The following is a 24,693-nucleotide window of genomic DNA, read 5'->3' on the forward strand; positions in this document are numbered from 1 at the left end:
GCTCCCCGAGGGAACCGGCGGGCGCCGTCGTTCACGGGGTGACCGTGCTGCCGTCCACCGCGGTCTTGCCGTTGGTGTGCGCGCTGCCCAGCCGGGCGAGCAGGCCGGCCAGGTCGATGCCGGTCAGGTCGCTGCCGAGCTGGAGGCCCTGGGCGACGTTGCCGGCCACCGACTTGGTCAGCGACGAGGCGCCGTCGGTGGAGATGACGGTCATCTTGTCGATCGCGCCAATCGGGGCGCTCGCCGCTCCGACCACCTCGGGCAGCACCTTCACCAGCAGGTCCAGCACCGCCGCCTCGCCGTACGCGGCGAACGCCTCGGCCTTGCGAGCCATCGCGTCGGCCTCCGCCTGCCCCTTGGCCAGGATGGCCGCGGCCTCGGCCTGGCCCTCCCGCTCGACCGCCTCGGCGATCGCGGACCGCCGGCGCTGCTCCGCCTCACCTTCCTTGGCGCCCTCGATCGCGTTCGCCTCGGCCAGCGCGGCGCGGCGGGCCCGCTCACCCTCACCGGTGAGCCGGGACTGCTCGGCGATGGCCTGGGCGGCGGCGATGGTGGCCTGCCGCTCGGCGTCGGCGCGCAGCACCGCCGCGTTGCGGGCCGCCTCGGCCTCCTGCTCCACCTTGTACCGCTGCGCGTCGGCCGGCTTGCGGACCTCGGTGTCGAGCTGGCGCTGCTTCAGCTCGGCGTTGCGCTCGGCCACCTTCTGCTGCTCGGAGAGGATCGCCTGGTCCCGCTCGGCCTGGGCCAGCGGACCGGCCGCGGCCGACTTCGCCTTCGCCGCGTCGATCTCGGCCTGGATGCCGGCCTGCTTGAGCGACAGGTTCCGGTTCGCCTCGGCGATGGCCTCCTCGGCGAGCAGCCGCTCCTGCTCGGCGGCCTGCCGGGCGCGGGCCTCGGCGATGGCGGCGTCCTTGAGCACCCGGGCGGCCTCGGGCCGGCCCAGGTCGGCCAGGTAGGACCCCTCGGCCAGAATGTCCTGGAGCTGGAACGTGTCCAGCACCAGGCCCTGGTTGGTCATCGAGTGCTCGGCCTCCTCGGCCACCGCGCTGGCGAACGCGGCCCGGTCCCGGATGACCTCCTCGACGGTGAGCCGGCCCACGATCGAGCGCAGCGCGCCGGCCAGCACCTCCCGGGTGAAGTTGTCGATCTCGTCCTGCTGGTGCAGGAAGCGCTGGGCGGCGGCCCGGATGGCGTCCTCGGTGCCGCCGACCTTGACGATCGCGACACCGTGCAGGTCGGCGCGGATGCCCTGCTTGCTGACCGCGCCCCGGATGCCGACGTCGATGCGCCGGCTGGACAGGTCGAGCGACTGGAGCTTCTGCACCACCGGCAACACGAAGACCGAGGCGCCGAGCACGACCTTCTGGCCGGACATGTCGGTGGAGCGGATGCCGTCGGCGGTCTGGGTGGTCCGGCCCTTGCGGCCGGTGACGATGAACGCCTCGTTGGGCCCGGCCACCTTGATCCGGGAGAGCACGAAGAACACGAGCAGGACGGCGAGGAGGACCGCGCCGCCGATGGCGACGAGCAGGGGCATGGGGGTTCCCGTCTGTGCGGAGGGATCAGTAGGTCTCGACGTGCACGCTGGTCTCGCTGAGCGCTTCGACCACGAAGATCCGGGCGCCGACCGGGATCGGTCGGTCGGACCGGGCGTTGAGTTTGACCGGCTGGCCGGCGAGTCGGACCCGGACCTCGCCGTAGCCGTCGCTGGGGATCGGGGTCACCACCAGACCGATCGCGCCGGCCAGGTGGTCCCGGGTGGGGGTCGGATCGGTGCGCATGTCGCGGGCCGCGCGGCTCAACCGGGCCGCCAGCCAGCCGGTGGGCACGGCGGCGAGCGCGCCGCCGGCCACCGCCGCCGCGATCATGCCGGGGGTACGCGCCCCGAGCATCTCGTTGACGATCGCGCCGCCGAACCCGAACGCGCCGATGAACCCGGCGACCGCCTCCAGCGACACCGGCCCGTCGACGTCCGGGTGACCGAGGTGCAGCACTCCCGAGCCGAGCAGGGCCAGCGTCAGCACGCCGACGCCCACTCCACCGATGATCAGGAAAATGAGCGTCCCCGTGGCCACGACCTGCACGGTATCGACCCGGTGCAACGTCCCCCACCCTGAGCGGGCGCTCAGTACGGCGCGATCGTCACCGCCAGGTCGACAAGTTGCCTCGGCAGCGGCTGACGGACCAGTTCCCGACCGGTGCGGTCGGCGAGCACGAAGTCCCCGGCGCCGAACGGCCGGCGGTAGAGCAGCCGGTCGCCGGTGACCCAGGCGACGTCGGCGCTGGGCAGCGGGTTCACCACCCGGCCGGTCGCGGTCTCCACCAGCAGCGGCTCCTGACGCCCCTGGACGACCACCAACGTGCCGTCCGGCGACCAGGCGTCCGGGCCGACCGGCCCGCCCGGCAGTTCGACCAGTCGGGTGGGCCGGCCGTCGTCGACCGACAGGAGTTGCACCCCCTTGGCGAGGTCCCGGGGCCACGCCTCCGACTTCTGCCTGCTCAACGTCAACGCGACCGACCTCCCGTCCGGCATCCAGGTGAATTCGCACCGGTCGGCGCAGGGCCAGCCGAGCGGTCCCACCGGATGGGTCTTCTTTCGCCCGTCCAGGTCCAGCACGATGAAACCGAAGTGGTCGACCTGGCTGGTGGTGAAGAGCAGTCGCCGGCCGTCCGGGGACCAGCTCGGCGTGGAGAGCGCGCGGCCCACCTCGTACCAGCGGGTCTTTCCGGTGGCCAGATCGACCAGGCCGACGTCCCGGGGACGGCCGTCGTCGCGGACCGCGACGAGGGAGCCGGTCGGCGCCGGGAAGATGCCGTCGTACCTGTCGGTGGCGAAGTAGCGCCCGCGCCTGCGGTCGAGCAGGAACCCGCTGCCGGAGCCGCCCACCACCTGGGCCCGGATGACCACCCACTCACCGGGCAGCACCAGCGGCCGGTCCGTCCAGTTCGCGCCGGGTTCGGCCCGGAGCGCCGGCGAGGGGGTGACGGTGACCGGTGGGGTCGTGGGCGGCGGGGCGGAACGGGGACGCAGCAACACGAACGGCAGCGTCACCGCCACCACCGCGACCAGCGCGGCGGCGGTCGCGGCGACCCGCCGGCGGCGACGCCGCCGACGGCCCCGCCCGAGCGCCCGCAGCGCCAGGTCCGGCGCGGGCGCGACGCCGTCGGCCAGATCGCGTACGGCCGTCCGGAGCGTCTCCTCCAGCGACGTGCTCATCGGGTCACCTCCGCCCGGTCGGTCAACTCGTCGAGCGCCGGCACCAGTTGCCGCAGCCGGGCCAGCGCCTTGGCGCTCTGGCTGGCCACCGTGCCCGGCCGGCAGCCGAGCAGCGCGGCCGTCTGCTCGACGCTCAGGTCCTCCAGGTAGCGCAGCGTCAGCACCGCGCGCTGCCGGGGTGGCAGCGCCCGGAGCGCGTCCCGCAGCAGCATCCGCAGGTCACTGTCGTCCCCGACCGCCGGCCGCTCCGGCACGTCCGCCACCGGCACCTCCGCGCGCCGCGCCCGCCGCCGCCAGCCGGAGACCTGGTCGTGGTAGAGGATCCGTTTCACGTACGGCTCCGCGTCGCCGCGGATCCGGGGCCACCGGGCGTACGCCTTGGCCAGCGCGTTCTGGAGCAGGTCCTCGGCCGCGTGCTGGTTGCCGGCGAGCGCGTACGCGACCCGCAGCAGGACCGGCCCCCGTTCGTTGACGAACGCGGTGAACTCCCCGTCGACCTCCGCCACCGTCCACCTCCGTGTCTCAGACGCCCGGGGCGGAGGAAACTTTGCCCGCCGCGCGACAATGGGTGGCATGCGCTGGACCGTGCTCGACTCGCCGATCGGGGAGTTCTCCGTCGGCACCGACGCCGACGCCGTACGCGGCGCGCACTTCGGCCGGGTGGCGTCGGCGTCCGACGAACCCGGCGACGACCTGGCCCGGCGGGCGGTGGCCGAGTTGCGGGCCTACTTCGCCGGCGAGCTGACCGAGTTCGGCGTGCCGGTGTCGGCGCCGCGCGGCTCGGAGTTCGAGCGCGCGGTCTGGCGGGAGATGACCGGCATCCCCTACGGCGAGACGACCACCTACGGCGAGGTGGCCCGCGCGCTCGGTGACCCGGGCGCGGCCCGGGCGGTGGGGGTGGCGTGCAACCGCAACCCGGTGCCGGTGATCGTGCCCTGTCACCGGATCGTCGGCGCGGGTGGCAAGCTGGTCGGCTTCGGCGGCGGGCTGCCGCGCAAGGTGACGCTGCTGGAGCTGGAGGCGGGCGTCGCGCTGCGCCGCGCCTGGTCCTGACGTTCGCGCCCACCCGACCGGCCGGCCCGAACACGGAGGGCCGGGTCCCGAACGGACCCGACCCTCGCGATGTGCTGAGGTCAGCGCGTCAGCGCTCGATCTCGCCCTTGATGAAGGACTCGACGGCGGCGTGCGCGTCGTGGTCGGCGTACTGCTGCGGCGGGGACTTCATGAAGTACGAGGAGGCGGAGAGGATCGGGCCACCGATCTTCCGGTCCAGCGCGATCTTCGCGGCCCGGACGGCGTCGATGATGACGCCGGCCGAGTTCGGCGAGTCCCACACCTCGAGCTTCAGCTCCGCGTTCAGCGGGGTGTCGCCGAAGGAGCGGCCCTCCAGGCGGATGTACGCCCACTTGCGGTCATCCAGCCACGGCACGTGGTCGGACGGGCCGATGTGCACGTCGCTCTTCTGCATCTCGTGCGGGATCTGGGAGGTCACCGACTGGGTCTTCGAGATCTTCTTCGAGACCAGGCGGTTGCGCTCCAGCATGTTCATGAAGTCCATGTTGCCGCCGAAGTTGAGCTGGTACGTGCGCAGCAGCTCGACCCCGCGGTCCTCGAACAGCTTCGCCAGCGCGCGGTGCACGATGGTGGCGCCGACCTGGCTCTTGATGTCGTCACCGACGATCGGCAGGCCCGCGTCCTCGAACTTCTTGGCCCACTCCGGGTCGGAGGCGATGAAGACCGGGAGGGCGTTGACGAACGCGCAACCGGCGTCGATCGCGGCCTGGGCGTAGAACTTGTCGGCCTGCTCGGAGCCCACCGGCAGGTAGGAGACCACCACGTCGACCTGCGCGTCGCGCAGCGCCTGGGCCACGTCGACCGGCGTGGCGTCCGACTCCTCGACGATCTCGCGGTAGTACTGGCCCAGGCCGTCGAAGGTCGGGCCGCGCTGCACGCTGACGCCGGTCGGCGGCACGTCGCAGAGCTTGATCGTGTTGTTCTCGCTGGCGACGATCGCCTCCGCGAGGTCCATGCCCACCTTCTTGGCGTCCACGTCGAACGCCGCGACAAACTCCACGTCCGAGACGTGGTAGTCGCCGAAGGTGACGTGCATGAGACCCGGGACGCGGTCGTTCGGGTCGGCGTTCCGGTAGTACTCCACGCCCTGTACGAGGGACGAGGCGCAGTTACCCACACCGACGATGGCGACGCGGACGGAGCCCATAGCGTCTGCCTCCTTCTTCTTCATCACGGCCGCTCTGTCCTGGACTTTCCAGGCGTGGGCGGGCTGTCGTTGTCTCCTCGGCCGCCGGCCGTCCGGGAATCCGGGGCGGTCGGGGCCCGGCCGGAGCGCTCGTTGGCGATGAGCTCCTCCAGCCAGCGGACCTCGCGCTCGCAGGCGTCGAGCCCGTGGCGCTGCAGTTCCAGGGTGTACGCGTCGAGGCGCTCGGCTGCCCGGCCGAGCACGTCACGAAGACCTTCGCGGCGCTCCTCGATCTTGCGACGGCGACCTTCCAGGATCCGGAGCCGGGTGGCCTGGTCGGTCCGGGCGAAGAACGCGAAGTGCACGCCGAAGCCCGTGTCGTCGTACGTCTCGGGTCCAGCCTGCGCTATGAGCTGGGCGAAGCGTTCCTTGCCCTCCGCGGTAATGGTGTAGACCACCCGACCGCGTCGGCTGGTCAGCGCGGGAACCTCCTCGGCGGTCGCGGGTGTCTCGGCGGCTTCGGTGATCCACCCCGCCGCCTGCAGCCGTCGCAGGGTCGGGTAGAGCGAGCCGTAGCTGATCGCCGCCCGGATGGCGCCGAGCTTGGCGGTCAACTCCTTGCGTAGCTCGTAGCCGTGCATAGGAGCCTCCTGAAGGAGGCCCAGGATGGCGAACTCGAGCACGGGCGCCATCCCTTCTTTCCCCCTGGGCGGAGGGCTAACCGCCGCGATGTATCGGGCCGATACATCGAACGGTAGCCGAGAGCGGTGGCCAGGGCAAACCTCTGGTTACGCGACGCGATCCTCACCGATCGTGACCATGGTCGCCTCGGTTCCCCGGAGCGCGTACCCTTTGCCGCATGCGTACGCAGCGCCAGGTCGTCGACTACTCGCTCCAGAAGCGAGCGGTGCTGCGTGAACTCCTCGCCGGCCGGATCGGCACGTACGACGTCTGCGACGCCTCGCCGTACCTGAAGAACGCCGCCCGTTTCCACGGCGAGCCGACCGAGCACCGCTGCCCCATCTGCCGCAGCGAGAACCTCACCCACGTCCACTACATTTACGGTGACGAACTCAAGCAGTCGGCGGGTCAGGCGCGTACCCGGGCCGAGTTGCCCGTGCTGGCCATGACGCTGCGTGAGTTCCAGGTGTTCGTGGTGGAGGTCTGCCCCGGCTGTGACTGGAACCACCTCGTCGAGCAGTTCCTGCTCGGCCGGGACGGTCTCGCGGGCGAGGCGACGGATGCGACCGCGTCGGCCGCGGCCGACGGCTCCACCGCCCGGCGAAGGCGAGAGGCGCAACGGTGAACTCGGCTGTCCCGACCACTGCCGGCCCGTTACCCGGGCGGCGCGTGCGACAGCCGATAAGCGCAATTGGTCCGATTAGGTCGGATTCGACGGACACGGGCCGGCGCGGCGGGCCGGTAATCTTCCGTGTTCCAGCTCACGGCAACCCGGTGGTGGCGCCCCCGCGCCCCACCGCGACCGGCAGGGTGTGAGGAATGAACTACGGCGATTCCAGTTCTTCGCGTGGGCGGGCCCAGATCCCGGGCCCGAACGGCGACCCCGGCTCCGAGCGGAGTTCGCGCGGGAACGGTTGGTCCGGCGCCCCCGAGGGTGGCGCCTCGGCGCGTGCCTCGGTCACCCCGGGCGGTGTCGGCGGCCGGGCCCCGGTCGGCGGCGTCGCCCCGGTGCCCCGTGGGGCTTCGGGCTCTGCCTCGGTGGGCCGCGCCGGCGCGGGACGCGCCTCGGTGCCGGTCTCGCCGGCACCCGGTGTCGCCGGGCGCGCGGGCGCGGGCCGGGCGTCCGTCCCGGTCTCCCCGGCCGGACCGGCCGGGCGTGCCTCGGTCGGCGCGGCGAGCGTGGGCGGCGCCGGGCGGGCGAGCGTCGGCGCGGCCCCGGTCGGCGGCCGTGCCGCGGTGGCCCGGGCCGGAGTGCCCGGCTTCAGCGGCGGCCCGGGTGGCCCGGGTGGTCCGACCGGCCCCGGTCGCGCCGGCCGCGGTGGGGACCCGGGCCGGGCGAAGAAGCGGCGCCGGCTCAACATGCTGATCGCCGGCTTCGCCGTGTTCATCATGCTCGCCGGCATCGGCGTGGTCAGCTTCACCTGGTACTCCACCAAGGTGGTGCTCCCGGAGGACACCATCCCGCCGCTGTCGACCACCATCTACGACTCCACCGGCAAGACCCCCATCGCCCGGATCGGCGACCAGAACCGGCAGTTGGTCACCATCGACCAGATTCCGGAGCACGTCCAGCACGCGGTCGCGGCGGCGGAGGACCGCAACTTCTACCGTCACTCCGGCGTGGACTACAAGGGCATCGCGCGGGCCGCCTGGAACAACATCAGCGGTGGCGACAAGCAGGGCGCCTCGACGATCACCCAGCAGTACGCCCGCAACGCGTTCGACAACCTGAACCAGGACACGTACGGCCGCAAGGTCAAGGAGGCGGTCCTCGCCTCCAAGCTGAACGACCGCTACGACAAGCGGACGATCATGCAGCACTACCTGAACGTCATCTACTTCGGCCGGGGCGCGTACGGCATCCAGTCGGCGGCACGGACGTACTTCGGCAAGGACGTCAACAAGCTGACCGTGGCCGAGGCGGCGGTGCTGGCAGCGTTGATCAAGCAGCCCGAGCCGAGCTCCACGCACCAGGGCTACGACCCGGCGATCAATCCGCAGGCCGCGCTGGACCGGTGGAACTACGTCATCAACGGCATGATCACCGAGAAGTGGCTGGACGCGCCGAACATGCCGCAGCACCCCACCGAATACCCGAAGAACATTCTCAAGCCGACGAAGAACAGCGCCGGCGGCTTCGGCATCGACACGCCGTACGGCAACGTCGTCAACTACGTCTCGCAGGAACTGCGCGAGATGAACCTCTGCACCGACAACGAGGCCGAGGCGACCGACGCGAAGCCGCTCTGCTCGAAGGCGCTGAGCCGTGGTGGTTACAAGATCACCACGACCATCAACGCCAAGATGCAGGAGGCGGCGCTCGACGCCGCCCAGCGGGCCAAGAAGGGCTCCGCGCTCGCCGGGCAACCGTCGAACCTGATGGCCGCCATGGTGTCCGTCGAGCCGAAGACCGGCCGGGTGCTCGCCTACTACGGCGGTGACAACGGCACCGGCACCGACTACGCCGGCAAGAACATCGAGAACGGCGTGGTCAGCGGTGGCCACTCGCCGGGATCGAGCTTCAAGATCTACACCCTGGCGGCGGCGCTGAAGGAGGGCATCTCCATCAAGTCCCGCTGGAAGGGCTCCGCGTTCACGCCGAAGGACACGAAGTTCAAGGTCAGCAACGCCGGCGCCGACAAGGTCTCCTGCGGGGACTCCTGCACGCTGGAACTGTCCACGCTCAAGTCGCTGAACGTGCCGTTCTACTACATCACCGAGAAGATCGGCCCGGACAAGGTCCTCGACATGGCCAAGCAGGCCGGTGTCACCACCATGTGGCAGACCGACACCAACCCGGCCAAGCCGCACGACCTGACCAAGGCCGACCCGAAGGACCTCGCGCCGAATCCGTTCTTCCACGTGATCGGCTACGGCCAGTACCCGATCACGGTGCTCGACCACGCCAACGGCGTGGCCACCTTCGCCAACGAGGGCGTCTACAACAAGGCGCACTTCATCCGGAAGGTCGAGAAGCAGAACCCGAACACCGGCAAGTGGGACACGGTCGGCGGCGAGAAGCTCAAGCCGCAGCGGCGGATCGACAAGGACATCGTCGCCGACGTCACCTCCGTGCTGGAGCAGTACCCGGGCCAGGTGGACCGCCGCCTCGACGACGGCCGCAAGGCCGCCGAGAAGACCGGCACCTGGGAACTCGGCGACGGCAGCACCCGCAACGGCGACGCCTGGATGATCGGCTACACGCCGCAGCTCGCCACCGCCGTCTGGGTCGGCAACAAGGGCGCCCGCAAGGCCATCAAGTACAAGAGCGGCGCGGACATCAGCGGCGCCAAGATGCCCGGCGAGATCTTCCAGCGCTTCATGAACGACGCGCTCAAGGGCAAGGACAAGGAAGACTTCCCGCCGGCCGCGAACGTCGGCAAGGACGACGTCGGCAACGGCGAGATGCCCGCACCCCCGCCGCCGGCCCCGAACGAGCCCGGCGGGCCGTCCTGTGACCCGCTCGGCCTGTTCTGCCCCGGCGGCAACAACCCGGGCGGCGGCAACCCGGGCGGCGGCGGCAACCCCGGCGGCGGCGACCAGGGCGGCGGCACCCCCGGTGGCGGCCTCCCCGGCGGCGGCGGGCGAGGCGGCGGCGTGCTGCCCAGCACCCCACCCACCCGTCAGACCAACTGACGCGTACCACCCGACGGCGGCGGCCGGACCCGAGCGGTCCGGCCGCCGCCGCGTTTCGCGTACCGGAATTTCTGCCCGCGCGGCGGGACGGACGGCCCCGACGTACGGCAGGATGCCTCTCCATGAGCACCCAGTCGACCGCAGGCATCGATGAACCCGGCACGTCCGGGGAGCAGACGCCCCGGCCCGGAGCGACCGAGGACCACCCGTCCCGCTCGGACTGGTTCGTCCGCGGCACGTCCGGCCTGATCGGCGGACCGCTCGGTGACCACGCCGCCGCCCTCGACCGGCCGGCCGGCCGCGACAGCCGGTTCTGGAGCGCGGCGCGGATCGTGCTGGCCCTGATCTGCCTCACGCTCGCGCTGCACTGGGTGCAGAAGTCCCCCTGCCAGGACGGCGCCTGGCAGAACAACGTCCAGTACACCCGGATGTGCTACACCGACGTGCTGGCGCTCTACTACGCCGAGGGTCTCAACGAGGGCAAGGTGCCCTACGCCGACCACCCGGTGGAGTACCCGGTGCTGACCGGCTACTTCATGGGCGCGCTCGGCCTCCCGGTGCACGCCCTCGGCGTGGACAATCCCGCCATCAACCAGGGGCAGTGGTTCTACAACCTCAACGCGCTGGTGCTCGGCGCGCTCGCGGTCGCCACCGTCGCGGTAATCCTCAGCCTGCGCCGACGACGACCCTGGGACGCGGCGCTGTTCGCCCTCTCGCCGGCGCTGGTGCTCACCGCCACCGTCAACTGGGACCTGCTCGCCGTCGGCCTCGCCGCGTTCGGACTGCTGGCCTGGGCGCGCGGCCGACCCGACCGCTACGGCATGCTGATGCCGGGGCTGGCGGGCCTGCTGCTCGGGCTCGGCGGCGCGGCGAAGATGTGGCCGCTGTTCCTGCTCGGCCCGATCCTGATCCTCACCCTGCGCGCCGGCCGGCTGCTCGCCGGGCTCGTCGCCACGGCCACCGCGCTGGTGACGCTGGTCGCGGTCAACCTGCCGGTGGCGATCCCGTACCGGGAGAGCTGGGGACGGTTCTTCGACCTGAACACCACCCGTCCCATCGACTGGGGCACGCTCTGGTACGTCGGCCGCTACCTGGACGGCCGGATCAGCCCGTCCGCGCCCGGCGAACTCGGCCCGTTCGAGTGGCTCAACGCGAACATCCCCACCCTCAACTGGGTGTCGTACCTGCTGTTCGGGCTGGCCTGCCTCGGCGTGGCCGCGCTCGCCCTGCTCGCCCCGCGTCGGCCCCGGCTCGCGCAGGTCGCGTTCCTGGTGGTGGCCGCCTTCCTGATCTTCAGCAAGGTCTGGTCGCAGCAGTTCGTGCTCTGGCTGCTGCCGCTCGCGGTGCTCGCCCGACCCCGGTGGGGCGCGTTCCTGGCCTGGCAGTTCGCCGAGGTCTGCTACTTCGTCGCGTTCTACGGCGAACTGCTCGGCACCGCCACCTCCCGGCCGGTCTTCCCGGAGGGCGTGTTCGTGCTGGCCTCCAGCCTCCGCCTGATCACCGTGGCGGTGCTCTGCGGTTTCGTCATCCGGGACATCATGCGGCCCGATCAGGACGCGGTGCGCCAGACCTACGCCGACGACCCCGACGGTGGAGTGCTCGACGGCGCGCCGGACGCGCCCTGGCACCAGCGCTGGCGCGCACGCTCCGGCGCCACCGACCTACCCGCCGAACCCGTGCCCGCCTGAGACCCACCGGCAGAGGTCACAGGCGGTAGACGACCGCGTCGCCGACCTGCTCCCGGGTCACCCCCAGCCCCTCGACCGGCCGGTCGAGCATCCCCTCCCACGGGGTGCCGCCCAACTGGTCCCGGAGGACCACCACGGTCCGGACGCCGATCTGCCGCAGGTAGTCGACGCTGGCGTAGTCGGGAAAGCTGACCGTGGCCTCGCGGGTCCGGGCCTGGGACGCCGGGGTGAAGCCGCTGCCGCCGTTGACCATCTGCGGGAACCGGTCCGTCGACCAGAGCATCACCGGCTGGTCCAGGTTCTGGCTGCTGGGCAGCACCACCAGTGGCCCGTCGACGGTCCGCATCACGGCCGGCTGTTGCGGCACCACCGGATGCGGGGTGACGTTCAACCCCTCGGCGAGCACCAGCGCCAGCGGCAGCAGCGTGGCCAGCCGCAGCCACGGGCCGGGCCACGGCGGCACCCGTTCGGCGGCGAGTTCCCGCACCCGGGCGCAGAACGCGGTGACCGCGCCGGCCGCGAGCAGGCCGAGCAGCAGCGTGGCCCAGAGCATCATCCGGCCCGGCGTACGCAGCCCGTTCCAGCCCGGCAGATAGTCGAAGAGCGGCACGTAGGTGAACCGGCCGTCGAGGAACCGGGTGCCCATCGCCAACGCCATCGCCACCAGCACGCCGGCGAGCAGGAAGAGCCGGTGGCGGACCCGCCAGACCGAGAAGAACAACCCACCGGCGGCCAGCGCGTAGAGCGCGAAACCCGGCAGCAGCGTCATCTCCGGGGGCCAGGGCAGCGCCGCCCGCGCTCCCTCGTGCAGCTCGCCCCAGACCCGGGACTCGCCGGGCGCGGTGAACAGGCCGCTGGCCGGCGGCGAGTAGAGCTGGATCTCGGCGAGCGTGCGGGCCGCGTTGGGGTGCAGCTCGGCGACCTTGAAGAAGGGAATCGCCAGCAGGCCACCCACCGCGGCGAACACCAGCCCGCCGAACAGGTCGGCCAGGAACAGCCGGCGGCCGAACGGGCGCTTCACCCGGCGGCGCCGGACGAACCACAGCACCGCCGAGACCAGCACCACGCCGGCCAGCAGGTACGCGAACGGCAGCCCGATGCCGAAGCCGAGACTGAGCTGCCAGGCGGCCACCAGCCAACCGGCGAGCGCCCATCCCGCGTGCCGGCGGCGCGGACGGTAGCCGTACCGCAGCGACCAGCCGTGCCCGCGGGCGAGCATGGCCAGCGCCAACGGGATGCCACCGTTGGAGATGATGTGCAGGTGCCCGGCCTGGGCCAGCAGCCACGGCGCGTACGCGAAGCTCACCCCGGCCACCGCACCGCCGATCCGGCCCGCGCCGAGCTGCCGGGCCAGCGCGTACGCCCCGAACGCGGCGAGCGCGTGGGCCAGCACGAACATGATGTTGTAGCGCAGCACGGCGTGCTCCGGACCGACGCCGATCAGGCCGGCCGGCGCGTACCCGAGCAGCGTGTCGGAGAACGCGAAGCTCCAGTTCTCCGGGAAGAACGTGTTGGAGTGCCAGAGCATCGCCGGGTCGGTACGCAGGATGTGGCCGGACCACGCCATCTGCCACGCCTGGAGGCTCGGGTCCCAGTAGTCCTGCGGCAGGGTGTAGCGCGGATAGCGCAGCGTGGGCCACGTCATCGCGGCGGCCAGGGCCAGCGCGGCGACGGCGGCGAGCGTCCACTCGTGCACCAGGAACCGGCCCACCGCGCGGAGCGTCCGGCGGGCCCGGCCGAGCACCGGCTCGGGTGCCGGCCCGAACGCGGTCCAGGGATCCGCCGGCTCCGCAGCGTCCGTACCGGTGGTCTGGTCCGTTTTCGAGGTCTGGTCCGCGCCGGCGTCGCCGGTCGGGTTCGTGTCGGTGGTCCTGCCCGTGCCGGTGGCCCGGTCCGACCCCGCGCCACCGGTCTGCTCCGGGCCGTTGGTCTGGTCCGGGCCGTTGGTCTGGTCCGGGCCGTTGGTCTGGTCCGGACCGGTGGCGCCGCGCCCGTTGTTGCCGGCGTCGGCGGTCGTGGTCGTGCGCCTGCCGTCGCGCCGGCTCCGGCCGGACCTGCGCCGGCTCTTACCGCCGCCGCCGTCGCCGGCCTTGTCGTTGCCGTCGCCGGCCTTGTCCTTGCCGTCGCCGTCCGCCGCGTCGGCGGACTCGTCGCTGTCGGCCCGGGACCTGCTCGTGCCGCCCTCCACCTCGCCGGTGGCTCGGCCCGGTGCGGGCGCTGCCCCGTCGACCGGGGAGCCCTCCGGGGCCGGTCGCGGGTCGGTGCCGGAACGACCGGACGCGCCGGACTGCTCCGTGGTCATGCCGCGGCGCCCAACTGGGCGCGCAGGAACGCGATGTCGGCGGCCTGCCCCTCGACGCCGCCCGGGGTCTCGACGATCACCGGTGCTCCGGCCGCCCGGATCACCGCCACCAGCAGTTCCGGCTCGATGGTGCCGCCGGTGAGGTTGTCGTGGCGGTCCTGGCCGGAGTTGAAGGCGCCCTTCGAGTTGTTCGCGTGGATCAGGTCGATCCGGCCGGTGATCGCCTTGACCCGGTCGACCAGACCCAGCAGCTCCTCGCCGCCGGCATGGGCGTGACAGGTGTCGAGGCAGAAGCCGACCTCGTGGTCGCCGAGCGCGTCCCAGAGCCGGGCCAGCGCGTCCAGGTGCCGGGCGCAGGCGTTGTCACCGCCAGCGGTGTTCTCGATCAGCACCGGCAGCGGGAAACCGCCGGAGTCCGCCGCGTACGCGAAGGTCTTGCGCCAGTTGTCGAAGCCGGCGGCGAGGTCACCCCCGGCGTTGACGTGGCCACCGTGCACGATCAGCCCGCGGGCCCCGACGGCCGCCGCGGCGGTGGCGTGGGCCAGCAGCAGCTTGCGGCTCGGGATGCGGATCCGGTTGTTGAGCGTGGCCACGTTGATCACGTAGGGCGCGTGGACGTAGAGGTCGACGTCGGCGGCGCGCAGGCGCTCGGCGTCCTCCCGCGGCTTCGGTGCCTTCCAACCCTGCGGGTCGGCGAGGAAGAACTGCACCGCCTCGGCCTCCCGGGTGGCCGCCTCAGCCAGGGGGTCGGTCGCGTCGACGTGGGCTCCGATTCGCATGCAGGGCAGCCTACGTCGCGCCTGCGACGCTTGGCGCGCACGCGCGCGGGTTCCGGCGGGGGGACGCGTCACCGCCCGGCCCGGCGGTCGTTGTCCGAGGTGGGATCGATGGTCGACGCTCCGCCCGACGTGGTCCACAGCACGGACGGCGAGCGCCGGCCGTCGGCGACGGATCGCCCCGCCGTGCGGCCCGGCACGACGGGGCGGGTCCCACTCGTCACCACACGGCAACCGGTCAGATGGATTAATTCCAGCATTTCCCCCAAGTGGTGACGAGAGCCGCTGTATGGTCAGACCAGGTGACAACATGATAAAGCTCCGCGGGGCGCTCCCGATCCAACCTCATCGGTGTGGTCGTTCCTCCCCAGGTCCCACCCAAGGAATGCGGACGGGACGCCCCGCGGCCCCGTGGACAGGGGCCCACCTTTTCGGCGCTGGACGCCGGGGGTGGGCCCCTGTCACCGCGCCCGGAGCCGCCCCGGAAACGTCCGGGGCCACCGGCCCCGGCATGATCGTCCGGACCGGCTATCCTGGTCCGGTTGTCCGCGTCCGGCCGGGTTCCCCCGGCATCGGGCGGGCCACGACGCACGACCTCCTGCCACGGAAGGACCGTGGCCGTCTAGCCCACAGGAGGTGAGCACGTCTTGCGTCACTATGAAGTCATGGTGATCCTCGATCCCAGCCTCGAGGAGCGCACCGTCGCCCCGTCGCTCGACACGTACCTGAACGTGATCCGGACCGCGGGTGGCTCGGTGGAGAAGACCGACGTGTGGGGCCGCCGGCGCCTCGCGTACGAGATCAACAAGAAGGCCGAGGGCATCTACGCCGTCGTCGACCTCCAGGCGACGCCGGAGGCCGTGGCTGAGCTGGACCGTCAGCTCCGACTCAACGAGTCGGTGCTGCGCACCAAGGTCATTCGCCCGGAGATGCGCTGAGCATCTAGACCCGGCACGTCCGGATCAAGCCTCATCCGCGCTGTCGGAGGGCTCTGAGAGCCTGTACGGCACAACGATGAGTGCGCGAGGAGATGGTCATGGCAGGAGACACCACCATCACGGTCATCGGCAACCTGACCGATGACCCCGAGTTGCGGTTCACCCCCTCCGGTGCGGCGGTGGCCAAGTTCCGGGTCGCTTCGACGCCCCGGTTCATGGACAAGGCGTCCGGCGAGTGGAAGGACGGCGAGCCGCTGTTCCTCTCGTGCACGGTCTGGCGCCAGGCCGCCGAGAACGTCGCCGAGTCGCTGCAGCGCGGCGCCCGGGTGATCGTGTCCGGCCGGCTGCGTCAGCGGTCGTACGAGACCCGCGAGGGTGAGAAGCGCACCGTCATCGAGCTGGAGGTCGACGAGATCGGCCCGTCCCTGCGCTACGCCACGGCGAAGGTGCAGAAGATGTCCCGCTCCGGTGGCGGAGGCGGCGGCTTCGGCGGTGGTGGCGGTGGTGGCCAGGGTGGCGGCGGAGGCAACTTCGACGACCCCTGGGCCTCGGCTGCCCCGGCCCCCTCCCGCGCCGGTTCGGGCGGCGGAAACTTCGACGAGGAGCCCCCGTTCTGATGGCGCCGAGCGCCCGCGATCGCAAACCAGGAGCAAGAGCAATGGCGAAGGCTGCGGCACTGCGCAAGCCGAAGAAGAAGGTGAACCCGCTCGACAAGGACGGGATCACCTATATCGATTACAAGGACACCGCGCTGCTGCGCAAGTTCATCTCCGACCGCGGCAAGATCCGCGCTCGACGGGTGACCGGCGTGACCTCGCAGCAGCAGCGGCAGATCGCCCGTGCGGTCAAGAACGCCCGTGAGATGGCGCTCCTGCCCTACACGGCCACGGCCCGCTGAGGGGAGGCACGGACATGAAGATCATCCTCACTCAGGAGGTGTCCGGCCTCGGCTCTCCGGGCGACATCGTCGAGGTCAAGGACGGCTTCGGCCGTAACTACCTGCTGCCGCAGGGCTTCGCGATCGCCTGGACCAAGGGCGCCGAGAAGCAGGTCACGGTCATCAAGCGGGCCCGCTCGGCCCGCGAGGTCCGCGACCTCGACCACGCCAACGAGATCAAGGGCCAGCTCGAGGGCCTGAAGGTCAACCTGAAGGCCCGCGCCGGCGACGGCGGGCGGCTCTTCGGTTCGGTCACCCCGGCCGAGATCGTCGACGCCGTCCGGGCGGCCGGCGGTCCGAGCCTGGACCGTCGCCGGCTGGAGACGCCCGGCCACATCAAGTCGCTCGGCGCCTACCCGGTCAGCATCCGGCTGCACCCCGAGGTGACCGCCAAGTTCGACCTGAACGTGGTCAAGGGCTGACCCCACCGCACCACGAAAGGGCCCGCACCGGTTCTCCGGTGCGGGCCCTTTCCGCATCTCCCGACGACCCGCCATCTCCCGGCGACCGCCGCCGGCACCTCAGCCGATCGGCTGGCCGGTCACCGCGCTGATCACCACCGTGGACAGCCCACCGCCCACCACGGCCGCCGCCAACGCCACCGTCGCCGACCGCCACGTCGTACCGACCTGACGCAGCAGCACCGCCACCACGAGGCTGCTCACCAGCGCCAGCCCGAACCTCGGCGCCGCCGCCGACAACGACGCGAACGCGTGCGCCCGCGGCGAGTCGCAACCTCCACCACTGATGTCGGTGACACACCCCGCCGGGGCCTGCCCGTCCAGGAGGACCAGACCCAGGAAGAGCAGCACCGCCGGCACCAGATAGCAGGCGGCCGTGTAGACGAGCGGTCGCAACGGCCCACCCGGGTCCGGGTCCAGCAGGTCGTCCTCCAACCGCCGGCCCCACGAACCCCCGCCGATCGGGTCCACCCGTCGCCGCACCGCGGACCCGCCCGGCTCTCCCGCCCGGCGCCGGGGCGCGGCCCGGGGACGCGGCGCGGTGTACGCGACCACCGGCGACCGGGGCGCCGACGTCGGCGTCTCCATCCACCGCGGATCGTCCCCCGCCAACCGGGTCCCCGACCAGAACTCCTCGACCTGCTCCGGCGACGCCCAACCCTCCCGGACCGGCGGTGCCGTACGGTCCCACGGGTCGGCCGCCGGATACCGCGGACCGGCGTCCCGCACCCGGTCGAGGTGGCCGGTGTCGGTGAACCGGTCCCACTCACCGGTGTGCTCGGTGCGGTCCCACCGGCTCTCGGCCTGCTCCCACCGGCTCCCGGCGTCCGCCCGACCCCACGCGTGCACGCCCGACGCGTCCCACGGGTCGACCGCCGGCTGCTCCGCCGGAGCCGGCCCGGCCGCCCGGCCCCGCTCCCAGGGATCCACCGCCGGCGGCGGCCAGGAGGAACCGCCCGCCGTCCGCGGACTCCGCCGGGCCGGCCGCTCAGCCTCCCACCCGCCGGTGTCACCACCCGGGCCCGCCTCCTCCGGCAGCCCCGACCAGATCACCTCCGGCCGTCGGGTCGCCGCACGTCGCGGACGGCTGCGAGGCGCCGCACCGGACACCGGCCCGTCCTCCGCGGACTCGGCTCGCCGGCTCCCGACGTAGCCCTGTTCCTGCGGGGCGTCCATGGTCCACTCGGCGGTGTGGTCGGACACCGGCCCGGCCCCGACGGCCCGCAGCCCGCGCCGGCCGTCGTCCCGACGCCGACCGGCCTCGGGCCGCCAGCCACCGTCGGAAGCGGGCGATCCGACCTCCGCCTCGTCGTCGTCCGGCGCGGCATGCCGCCCACCGCCGTCCGCCCGACTGATCCCCGACTCCACCGCCCACCGCGGAAGGTAGGCGTCCACCGGCTCGTCCTGACCGCGTTCGATCGCCCGGCGCCGGCTCGGCGTGCGCTGACGCTCCGGCGCGTACGGGTCCACGCGCCGCGGACCAGCGGAAGCGTCCCAGGAAGCGCTCGGCCGGCGCTCGCGCGGGCTGTCCTCCCCGCTTGCCCAGTCCCGGTGTCTCACGGCGGGAGCGTGACCCTTCTCAACCCGAAAGTGCAATCCGCTGTCAAGGTGCAGCCGTTCGCAGCGATAGTACGGGACGAACGACGCCAAGGCTCGACCAGAAATCTTCCGTCCACAGGGTGGGGATGGCAGAAGCCCAGGTCAGGAGCAATACGCGAGGAAAACGCCATCACTTTTCCACACCCCTGTGCACACCCTGCGCACATGCTGGCCCCCTGCGTCCACAGGTTGTCCCGAGGCTCGTCCACCGGCGCTGTTGGTGGCTGACCTCGGGTTCCGTATCGTGGCCAGCGACCGCCGGGCGATGGCCCCCGATCGACCGGAGGGTCGGCGGAAGTTGTCACACCCCGGCGATAGAGCTGGACTCGATCCGACGCAGCAAGGGGGGAACCCGTGTCGGTCACCGACGAGACGCGCGCGGGACGGACCGGGGGGCAAGCCTCCGAGCCGCCGCCGCGGGACGCGTCCTTCGAGAAGACACCACCCCAGGACGTGGCCGCCGAACAGTGCGTCCTCGGCGGCATGCTGCTCTCCAAGGACGCCATCGCGGACGTCGTGGAGATCCTCAAGACCAACGACTTCTACCGCCCGGTGCACGCCACCATCTTCGACGCGATCCTGGACATCTACGGTCGGGGCGAGCCGGCCGACCCGATCACGGTGGCCGCGGCGCTGGCCGACTCCGGCGATCTCGCCCGCATCGGCGGCGCGCCCTACCTGCACACGCTGATCGCCAGCGTGCCCACCGCCGCCAACGCCGCCTACTACGCCCGCATCGTCGGCGAGCGGGCCGTGCTCCGCCGACTGGTCGAGGCCGGCACCCGGATCGTGCAGCTCGGCTACGGCACCGGCCCGAGCGGCAGCCGGGACGTGGACGACATCGTCGACCTCGCCCAGCAGGCCGTCTACGAGATCACCGAGAAGCGGGTCAGCGAAGACTTCGCGATCCTGGCCGACATGCTCCAGCCCACGCTGGACGAGATCGAGGCGGTCGGCGCCCAGGGCGGCGTGATGACCGGCGTCCCGACCGGCTTCACCGACCTCGACCGCCTGCTCAACGGCCTGCACGCCGGGCAGTTGGTGATTGTGGCTGGTCGACCTGGTCTGGGCAAATCGACCGCATCTATGGACTTCGCCCGGAATGCTGCGATTCGTGCCAACCAGGCTGCGGCCATCTTCTCGCTGGAGATGAGCAAGGTCGAGATCGTCATGCGACTGCTCTCCGCCGAGGCGCGCGTACCGCTGCACGTGCTGCGCAGCGGGCAGCTCTCCGACGACGACTGGACCAAGCTGGCCCGCTGCATGGGCGAGATCAGCGAGGCGCCGCTCTTCGTCGACGACACCCCGAGCATGAACCTGATGGAGATCCGGGCTAAGGCGCGACGGCTCAAGCAGAAGCACGACCTGAAGCTGATCGTGGTCGACTATCTCCAGCTCATGACCTCGCCGAAGCGCACCGAGAGCCGGCAGCAGGAGGTCGCGGACCTGTCCCGTGGCCTGAAGCTGCTGGCCAAGGAGGTCGAGTGCCCGGTGATCGCGGTGAGTCAGCTGAACCGTGGCCCCGAGCAGCGTACGGACAAGCGACCGCAGTTGTCCGATCTGCGAGAGTCAGGCTGCCTTACCGCGGATACCAGACTCATCAGGGCCGACGACAATTCGGAGGTGACGCTCGGCGAGCTGCTCGCCACCAAGGCGAAGGACATCCCGGTGTGGGCCTTGGATGAGAGCCTCCGTTACACCGCCCGGACGCTCACCCACGCCTTCCCCAGTGGAACGCGGGAGGTGTTCCGGATGACCCTCGCTTCCGGGAAGCAGATCGAGGCCACCGCGAATCACCCATTCCTCACGTTCGGCGGCTGGATGCCGCTGGCCGAACTCGCGCCGGGGGCGAGGATTGCGTCTCCCCGGCACATCCCACCGCCGCTGGACGTTCAGCCGTGGGCTGAGTCCGAGGTGGTCATGCTGGCGCACCTGCTCGGGGACGGCTCGTTCGTCCGACGTCAGCCGATTCGCTACGCCAGTTGCGCCGAGGCCAACCTGGGCGCAGTGGCGGAGGCTGCCCGGCATTTCGGGATCACGGCGGTGCGCGATGACTACGCTGCTGCTCGAGTGACCACCCTCCGCCTACCGGCACCCTTCCGACTCGCCCGAGGGCGGCGGAACCCGATCGCGGAGTGGTTGGACGGGCTCGGGCTGTTCGGGCTCCGGTCCCACGAGAAGTTCGTGCCCGCACCGGTGTTCGGTCTGCCGAAAGACCAGATCACGCTCTTCCTGCGACACCTGTGGGCCACCGACGGGTCGGTGACCGTGAACAAGTCGGGTCGAGGTGGACGCGTCTACTTCTCCTCCACCTCGCAGCGAATGCTGGAGGACATCTCGCGGCTGTTGCTCCGCTTCGGAATTTCGGCGCGACTCAGGCAGGTTCCGGTTGTCCGGTACCGACCGCAGTACACGCTCGACGTCTCCGGTCGCGACGACCAGCTCCGTTTCCTCCGTGAGATCGGTGTGCACGGCGAGCGCGCGAGCGGCTGTTCAGCGTTGCTGGGGAGCCTTGAGGCCATGGTGAGCAACCCGAACGTGGACACCGTCCCCAGAGAGGTGTGGACGCGGGTGCGAGAGGTTCTAGCTGAGCGGAAGATGAGCCATCGGGAGTTCGCGGCTGCTGTCGGCACCAAGTTCTGCGGCAGCACGATGTGGAAGCGCGCCCCCAGTAGGTCTCGTCTTGCCAAGATCGCCAGCGTGCTGGACTCGGCCGACCTCGACCTGCACGCTACCAACGATGTTTTCTGGGACGAGATCGTCTCGATCGAGCCGGCTGGTGAGAAGGACGTCTACGACGCAACCGTGCTCGGTACGCACAACTTCATCGCCAACGGGATCGCCGCTCACAACTCGATCGAGCAGGATGCAGACGTCGTGATCCTTCTGCATCGCGACGACTATTACGATAAGGAATCTCCCAGAGCGGGCGAAGCGGACTTTATTGTTGCCAAACACCGGAATGGCCCCACTGACACGGTGACGGTCGCCGCGCAGTTGCACCTGTCTCGCTTCGTGGACATGGCCATCGTCTGACGCCTCTCAGCCGAGCAGCGGGAACCAGCCCGCCGCCTCGCCCAGCTCGAACCGCTCCCGGTCGGTCAACGGCACCCGCCCGGTGGCCTTGAGCAGATACTCGTGGTCGTCCCAGGCGGCCGGGCGTACCGCGTCGTCGCACAGCAGGCCGTCCATCGTGGTCACCGCCACCCGGGTCGGGCCGGTCGCCGGCGGTGGCGCGTCCGGCAGGTCCACCACCAGGTCGAGGTGGTGCACGACCGCCTCGGTGGTCAGGGTGGCAAGCAAATCCGGTACGCGCAGCACGTGCCCCTGGGTGGTGACGTGCCCGGTGGGGTCCGCGGCGGCGGCCGCGCGGGCGGCGGCCGGAGCGGTGTCGGACCAGATCCGGACCACGCCGGTGGGCCGGTCGAACGCGGCGGCCGAGCGGCGGGCCCACCAGGCGTGCTGCGCGCCGGCCCCGTCGTCGCCGTCGGCACCGAATGCGCGCCAGTAGCTGATGTCGTTCACGTCGGCCGGGCCAGGGACCGGGCTGGCCAGCGCGACGAGCGCGCGTTGGGCGTCGCAGAGCACGTGGAAGAGCAGGTCGGCGACGAGCCAGCCCCGGCAGCGGGTGGGTCGTTGCAGGCCGGCGTCGTCGAGCGGGGCGACGGCGGCGGTGATGCCGTCGTACGCCTGGGCCAGCGCCTCGTGCGGCCGGATCGGGCTCATGGGGTGCAGCCTGCCACGGCGCGCGGCCACCGGCACGGTTAGGCGGGGCCCCTTCCTATCACCCAGGCGATAAGCAGGGCCCCCGCCTAACGACGAGCGGCGGTCAGTCGAACAGCTCGCCGAGGAAGCCGTGCTTCTTCTTGCGGCGGTAGTGGCCGTGGTAGCCGTAGTGCTGCTGCTGACCGTGGCCGTACGCGGGCTGCGGGTAGCCGTGGCCGGGCGGCGGCGGAGGGGGCGGGGGGACGGTGCCGTAGCCCGGCTGGTGCGGGGCGGCGGGCGGGGGCGGCGGAGGCGGTGGGTAGCCGGCCCCGGCGGGCGCGGCCTGCGGGGCGCCGCCCTGCTGCCGGTTCCAGTTGGCCTCGGCTTCGAACAGCTTTTCGAGCTCGCCTCGGTCGAGGAAGATTCCGCGGCACTCGCCGCACTGGTCGATGACTACTCCGCTGCGCTCGTACTGGCGCATCTCTCCACGGCATTTGGGACAGGTGAGCTGCATGACAACGACGGTACCGGGTGTTTTCACGCGGTGGCGGTCAGCGCGTGCGTCACCTCGTCGTCGGAGACCTCGTGAAAGTCGTCGTAGTAGGCGCCGACGGCGGCGAAGTCGGCCGGGAGTTGGCTGCTCACGACCGTGTCGGCAGTGGCGGCGAGCATCTCGTACGCCGGCGGGGAGCCGACCGGGACGGCGACGACCACCCGGGCGGCGCCGAGTTGGCGGGCGACCTGGACGGCGGCGCGGGCGGTGGCGCCGGTGGCGAGCCCGTCGTCGACGATCAGGGCGGTGCGGCCGGTCAGGTCCAGCGGTGGCCGGCCGGCGCGGTAGCGCTGCTCGCGACGGTCCAGTTCGGCCTGTTCGCGGCGGCGGACCTGAGCCCGGTCGTTCTCGCTGATCCGGCCGGCGACCATGTCGTTGAGGACCTGCACGCCGCCGGGGCCGAGCGCCCCGAAGGCGACCTCGGGCGCCCAGGGCACGCCGAGTTTGCGGACGACCAGCACGTCGAGGGGAGCGTGGAGCCGGTCGGCGATCACCCGGGCGACGGGGACGCCGCCGCGGACCAGGGCGAGCACGACGACGTCGGGCCGGTCGGCGAGGTCGGTGAGTCGCTCGGCGAGGTCCTGTCCCGCTTCGGTCCGGTCACGGTAGGTGGTCATCCCTCAGGTGTACGCCTTCCGGCCGGGCCGCGGCGGGTGGTTGCCGGGAATGCCGGCCGGCCGGGCTGCCCGGCGGGTGCCCCGGCGAGTGCCAGCGCGGGGGCGAGGACGAGCAGGGCGGCCGGGTAGAGCAGGTAACCGAAGCGGGTGGAGGGCATCAGCAGGATCGCGGCGAGCAGCCCGTACCCGCAGATGAGGGCCGTGGCGGCGGCGGTGCGCGGCGGGTGACGCAGCAGCCGGACGGCGATCGCCAGGCCGACCGCGACGAGCAGCGCGGCGGCGATCACCCGGCCGGCGGGGAGCGCCTCGGCGATCAGGTGGCCGGGGAACGGGGACTGGGCGGGGCTGGTCACCAGGCCGTGGCCGAGCGGGAACCGGAGCACGTTCTCGACGAGGGCGTCGCGGTCGACGAGCAGGACCGGCAGCAGCGCGAGGACGGGCAGGCCGAGGGCGCCCAGGGCGGTGCGCGGCGCGGCCCGGCGGGTGGCGGCCCAGCAGACCAGCACGACCGCCACCGGCCAGGCGAAGAGCTTCAGCGCGCCGGCGACGCCGACCGCGAGGCCGGCGCGGCCGGGCCGGTCGGCGGCGGCCAGCGCGAGGGCGAGCAGGCAGAGCGCGAGTACGGGGAGGTCGTCGCCGCCGGTGGCGAGCGTGAGCGCGGAGACGGGCAGGACGGTGGCGGCCTGGACGGCGCGCAGCAGCGCGGCGGAGCGGCGGGGCGAGGTGGGGCCGGCACTGGCGCGCAGCGTGGTGACCAGGGTGGCGAGCGCGAGCGCGGTGCCGATCGCGAACCAGACGCGGGCGTCGGTCCACCAGGCGTCGGCGGCGGCCCGGGGCAGCCCGAACAGCGCCATTCCGGGTTGGTAGGGGGTGTAGCCGAGGAGTTGCTCGCCGGGGGGCAGGGCGGCGATGGCGTCGGGGCCGAGGTAGGGGGTGCCGTGTTCGGCGAGGCGGGTGCCGGCGTGTTCCACCACGAGCACCTCCTCCTGGGCCCGGTCGGTGCGTCCGCCGGCCCGTTGGATGCTCTGGACGACGACCGGGAGCAGCGCGGTGGTGGCCCAGGTGAGGCCGGTGACCGTCCAGCGGGCGGGCAGGCCGGCCAGGGGGGTGCCGGGGTGTCGGCGGCGGGCGAGGAACTGGGTGGTCGCGGCGAGCGCGGCGACCGCGTACCCGATGGTGGCGACGGCGCCCCACGCGCGGTGCGGGGGCAGGGTGGAGGTGGCGGCGGTGACCGCGGCGAAGATCGTGGCGGCGGCGTAGAGACCCAGGTCGAGGGCGAGACCGCCGGCGGCGGTGTCGAGCGCCGACCAGCGGCGGGACGTGGCGGTGGCCGGGTCGGCGTGGGCGGTCACGCGGGCCAGTCTGGCAGACCGGGGGTGCGGT

22 protein-coding genes are annotated in these 24,693 nt (G+C 72.1%); 9 read left to right on the forward strand and 13 right to left on the reverse strand.

Features of this window, described 5'->3' with window-relative positions; genetic code table 11:
- Positions 1 to 31: 31 nt before the first annotated feature.
- The 4 genes from ACIA6B_RS10260 to ACIA6B_RS10275 are packed head-to-tail and all read right to left on the reverse strand — an operon-like array spanning position 32 to position 3,723.
- Entirely contained in the window at positions 32 to 1,537 is a 1,506-nt protein-coding gene (locus ACIA6B_RS10260) for an SPFH domain-containing protein (protein WP_357298760.1), read from the reverse strand.
- A gap of 25 nt (positions 1,538 to 1,562) precedes the next feature.
- The gene (locus ACIA6B_RS10265; RefSeq protein WP_281933951.1) at positions 1,563 to 2,084 is read right to left on the reverse strand and encodes an NfeD family protein; all 522 of its coding nucleotides are present in this window, start codon (positions 2,082 to 2,084) and stop codon (positions 1,563 to 1,565) included.
- 41 nt (positions 2,085 to 2,125) lie between these two features.
- On the reverse strand, positions 2,126 to 3,217 hold the full coding sequence (locus tag ACIA6B_RS10270; protein WP_396772418.1) for a hypothetical protein: 1,092 nt from the start codon (positions 3,215 to 3,217) through the stop codon (positions 2,126 to 2,128).
- Positions 3,214 to 3,723 carry a SigE family RNA polymerase sigma factor gene (locus ACIA6B_RS10275; RefSeq protein ID WP_396772419.1) on the reverse strand — a complete coding sequence of 170 codons (510 nt, stop codon included), beginning with the start codon at positions 3,721 to 3,723 and terminating at the stop codon, positions 3,214 to 3,216. Before ACIA6B_RS10275 ends, ACIA6B_RS10270 begins: the two co-directional genes overlap by 4 nt.
- 67 nt (positions 3,724 to 3,790) lie before the next feature.
- On the opposite strand from ACIA6B_RS10275, the gene ACIA6B_RS10280 reads away from it, so the two are divergent.
- On the forward strand, positions 3,791 to 4,270 hold the full coding sequence (locus ACIA6B_RS10280; protein ID WP_281933957.1) for a methylated-DNA--[protein]-cysteine S-methyltransferase: 480 nt from the start codon (positions 3,791 to 3,793) through the stop codon (positions 4,268 to 4,270).
- An 88-nt stretch (positions 4,271 to 4,358) separates the two neighbouring features.
- Here the strand turns inward: ACIA6B_RS10280 and ACIA6B_RS10285 are convergent, their stop codons facing one another.
- Together ACIA6B_RS10285 and ACIA6B_RS10290 are read right to left on the reverse strand one after the other, a co-directional pair.
- Positions 4,359 to 5,438 carry an inositol-3-phosphate synthase gene (locus ACIA6B_RS10285; protein WP_107162010.1) on the reverse strand — a complete coding sequence of 360 codons (1,080 nt, stop codon included), beginning with the start codon at positions 5,436 to 5,438 and terminating at the stop codon, positions 4,359 to 4,361.
- Positions 5,439 to 5,461: 23 nt separating this feature from the next.
- On the reverse strand, positions 5,462 to 6,100 hold the full coding sequence (locus ACIA6B_RS10290; RefSeq protein ID WP_396772573.1) for a PadR family transcriptional regulator: 639 nt from the start codon (positions 6,098 to 6,100) through the stop codon (positions 5,462 to 5,464).
- Positions 6,101 to 6,276: 176 nt separating this feature from the next.
- Here ACIA6B_RS10290 and ACIA6B_RS10295 point away from each other — a divergent pair, with 176 nt between their 5' ends.
- From ACIA6B_RS10295 to ACIA6B_RS10305, 3 genes are all read left to right on the forward strand, one after another.
- Positions 6,277 to 6,723 (forward strand): DUF5318 domain-containing protein, encoded by a 447-nt coding sequence (locus tag ACIA6B_RS10295; RefSeq protein WP_396772420.1) that lies wholly within the window; start codon positions 6,277 to 6,279, stop codon positions 6,721 to 6,723.
- A 194-nt stretch (positions 6,724 to 6,917) separates the two neighbouring features.
- Positions 6,918 to 9,734 (forward strand): transglycosylase domain-containing protein, encoded by a 2,817-nt coding sequence (locus tag ACIA6B_RS10300; protein WP_396772421.1) that lies wholly within the window; start codon positions 6,918 to 6,920, stop codon positions 9,732 to 9,734.
- A 122-nt stretch (positions 9,735 to 9,856) separates the two neighbouring features.
- Positions 9,857 to 11,422: a glycosyltransferase family 87 protein gene (locus ACIA6B_RS10305; RefSeq protein ID WP_396772422.1), complete on the forward strand. Its 1,566-nt coding sequence runs from the start codon at positions 9,857 to 9,859 to the stop codon at positions 11,420 to 11,422.
- Positions 11,423 to 11,438: 16 nt separating this feature from the next.
- Here the strand turns inward: ACIA6B_RS10305 and ACIA6B_RS10310 are convergent, their stop codons facing one another.
- Positions 11,439 to 13,724 carry a hypothetical protein gene (locus ACIA6B_RS10310; protein ID WP_396772423.1) on the reverse strand — a complete coding sequence of 762 codons (2,286 nt, stop codon included), beginning with the start codon at positions 13,722 to 13,724 and terminating at the stop codon, positions 11,439 to 11,441.
- The gene (locus tag ACIA6B_RS10315) at positions 13,721 to 14,503 is read right to left on the reverse strand and encodes a deoxyribonuclease IV (protein ID WP_396772424.1); all 783 of its coding nucleotides are present in this window, start codon (positions 14,501 to 14,503) and stop codon (positions 13,721 to 13,723) included. Before ACIA6B_RS10315 ends, ACIA6B_RS10310 begins: the two co-directional genes overlap by 4 nt.
- Positions 14,504 to 15,147: 644 nt before the next feature.
- Here ACIA6B_RS10315 and rpsF point away from each other — a divergent pair.
- The 4 genes from rpsF (at position 15,148) to rplI (ending at position 16,797) form a co-directional block, all read left to right on the forward strand.
- Complete coding sequence (gene rpsF / locus ACIA6B_RS10320) at positions 15,148 to 15,438, forward strand: 30S ribosomal protein S6 (protein ID WP_088643630.1); 291 nt, start codon at positions 15,148 to 15,150, stop codon at positions 15,436 to 15,438.
- Between the two features lie 80 nt (positions 15,439 to 15,518).
- Complete coding sequence (locus ACIA6B_RS10325) at positions 15,519 to 16,055, forward strand: single-stranded DNA-binding protein (RefSeq protein ID WP_175441301.1); 537 nt, start codon at positions 15,519 to 15,521, stop codon at positions 16,053 to 16,055.
- A gap of 41 nt (positions 16,056 to 16,096) precedes the next feature.
- Positions 16,097 to 16,336 carry a 30S ribosomal protein S18 gene (gene rpsR / locus ACIA6B_RS10330; protein ID WP_007073789.1) on the forward strand — a complete coding sequence of 80 codons (240 nt, stop codon included), beginning with the start codon at positions 16,097 to 16,099 and terminating at the stop codon, positions 16,334 to 16,336.
- Between the two features lie 14 nt (positions 16,337 to 16,350).
- Positions 16,351 to 16,797, forward strand: a complete 447-nt coding sequence (gene rplI, locus ACIA6B_RS10335; RefSeq protein WP_281933971.1) for a 50S ribosomal protein L9 — start codon at positions 16,351 to 16,353, stop codon at positions 16,795 to 16,797.
- Between the two features lie 99 nt (positions 16,798 to 16,896).
- Here rplI and ACIA6B_RS10340 read toward each other — a convergent pair whose 3' ends face one another.
- Positions 16,897 to 18,306, reverse strand: coding sequence for a hypothetical protein (locus tag ACIA6B_RS10340; RefSeq protein ID WP_396772425.1), 1,410 nt, complete (start codon positions 18,304 to 18,306; stop codon positions 16,897 to 16,899).
- A 483-nt stretch (positions 18,307 to 18,789) separates the two neighbouring features.
- Between ACIA6B_RS10340 and ACIA6B_RS10345 the strand changes: the two genes are divergently transcribed.
- The gene (locus tag ACIA6B_RS10345; protein ID WP_396772426.1) at positions 18,790 to 21,471 is read left to right on the forward strand and encodes a replicative DNA helicase; all 2,682 of its coding nucleotides are present in this window, start codon (positions 18,790 to 18,792) and stop codon (positions 21,469 to 21,471) included.
- Between the two features lie 6 nt (positions 21,472 to 21,477).
- Here the strand turns inward: ACIA6B_RS10345 and ACIA6B_RS10350 are convergent, their stop codons facing one another.
- From ACIA6B_RS10350 to ACIA6B_RS10365, 4 genes are all read right to left on the reverse strand, one after another.
- Positions 21,478 to 22,161, reverse strand: coding sequence for a maleylpyruvate isomerase N-terminal domain-containing protein (locus ACIA6B_RS10350; RefSeq protein ID WP_396772427.1), 684 nt, complete (start codon positions 22,159 to 22,161; stop codon positions 21,478 to 21,480).
- A gap of 103 nt (positions 22,162 to 22,264) precedes the next feature.
- Positions 22,265 to 22,654 (reverse strand): zf-TFIIB domain-containing protein, encoded by a 390-nt coding sequence (locus ACIA6B_RS10355; RefSeq protein ID WP_396772428.1) that lies wholly within the window; start codon positions 22,652 to 22,654, stop codon positions 22,265 to 22,267.
- 23 nt (positions 22,655 to 22,677) lie between these two features.
- Positions 22,678 to 23,310 (reverse strand): phosphoribosyltransferase, encoded by a 633-nt coding sequence (locus ACIA6B_RS10360; RefSeq protein ID WP_396772429.1) that lies wholly within the window; start codon positions 23,308 to 23,310, stop codon positions 22,678 to 22,680.
- Complete coding sequence (locus ACIA6B_RS10365; protein ID WP_396772430.1) at positions 23,307 to 24,662, reverse strand: glycosyltransferase 87 family protein; 1,356 nt, start codon at positions 24,660 to 24,662, stop codon at positions 23,307 to 23,309. The genes ACIA6B_RS10360 and ACIA6B_RS10365 overlap by 4 nt, the downstream gene beginning before the upstream one ends.
- Positions 24,663 to 24,693 lie beyond the last annotated feature (31 nt).

It is taken from the genome of Micromonospora sp. NPDC051141 (assembly GCF_044455765.1).
In the GTDB taxonomy this organism is placed as follows: domain Bacteria; phylum Actinomycetota; class Actinomycetes; order Mycobacteriales; family Micromonosporaceae; genus Micromonospora.

Bases quoted from the DNA above. Each gene is read 5' to 3' on its own strand.
- ACIA6B_RS10260 (WP_357298760.1), bottom strand. From the start codon at position 1,537: ATGCCCCTGCTCGTCGCCATCGGCGGCGCGGTCCTCCTCGCCGTCCTG.
- ACIA6B_RS10270 (WP_396772418.1), bottom strand. From the start codon at position 3,217: ATGAGCACGTCGCTGGAGGAGACGCTCCGGACGGCCGTACGCGATCTG.
- ACIA6B_RS10280 (WP_281933957.1), top strand. From the start codon at position 3,791: ATGCGCTGGACCGTGCTCGACTCGCCGATCGGGGAGTTCTCCGTCGGC.
- ACIA6B_RS10285 (WP_107162010.1), bottom strand. From the start codon at position 5,438: ATGGGCTCCGTCCGCGTCGCCATCGTCGGTGTGGGTAACTGCGCCTCG.
- ACIA6B_RS10295 (WP_396772420.1), top strand. From the start codon at position 6,277: ATGCGTACGCAGCGCCAGGTCGTCGACTACTCGCTCCAGAAGCGAGCG.
- ACIA6B_RS10300 (WP_396772421.1), top strand. From the start codon at position 6,918: ATGAACTACGGCGATTCCAGTTCTTCGCGTGGGCGGGCCCAGATCCCG.
- ACIA6B_RS10305 (WP_396772422.1), top strand. From the start codon at position 9,857: ATGAGCACCCAGTCGACCGCAGGCATCGATGAACCCGGCACGTCCGGG.
- ACIA6B_RS10310 (WP_396772423.1), bottom strand. From the start codon at position 13,724: ATGACCACGGAGCAGTCCGGCGCGTCCGGTCGTTCCGGCACCGACCCG.
- ACIA6B_RS10315 (WP_396772424.1), bottom strand. From the start codon at position 14,503: ATGCGAATCGGAGCCCACGTCGACGCGACCGACCCCCTGGCTGAGGCG.
- rpsR (WP_007073789.1), top strand. From the start codon at position 16,097: ATGGCGAAGGCTGCGGCACTGCGCAAGCCGAAGAAGAAGGTGAACCCG.
- rplI (WP_281933971.1), top strand. From the start codon at position 16,351: ATGAAGATCATCCTCACTCAGGAGGTGTCCGGCCTCGGCTCTCCGGGC.
- ACIA6B_RS10350 (WP_396772427.1), bottom strand. From the start codon at position 22,161: ATGAGCCCGATCCGGCCGCACGAGGCGCTGGCCCAGGCGTACGACGGC.
- ACIA6B_RS10355 (WP_396772428.1), bottom strand. From the start codon at position 22,654: ATGCAGCTCACCTGTCCCAAATGCCGTGGAGAGATGCGCCAGTACGAG.
- ACIA6B_RS10360 (WP_396772429.1), bottom strand. From the start codon at position 23,310: ATGACCACCTACCGTGACCGGACCGAAGCGGGACAGGACCTCGCCGAG.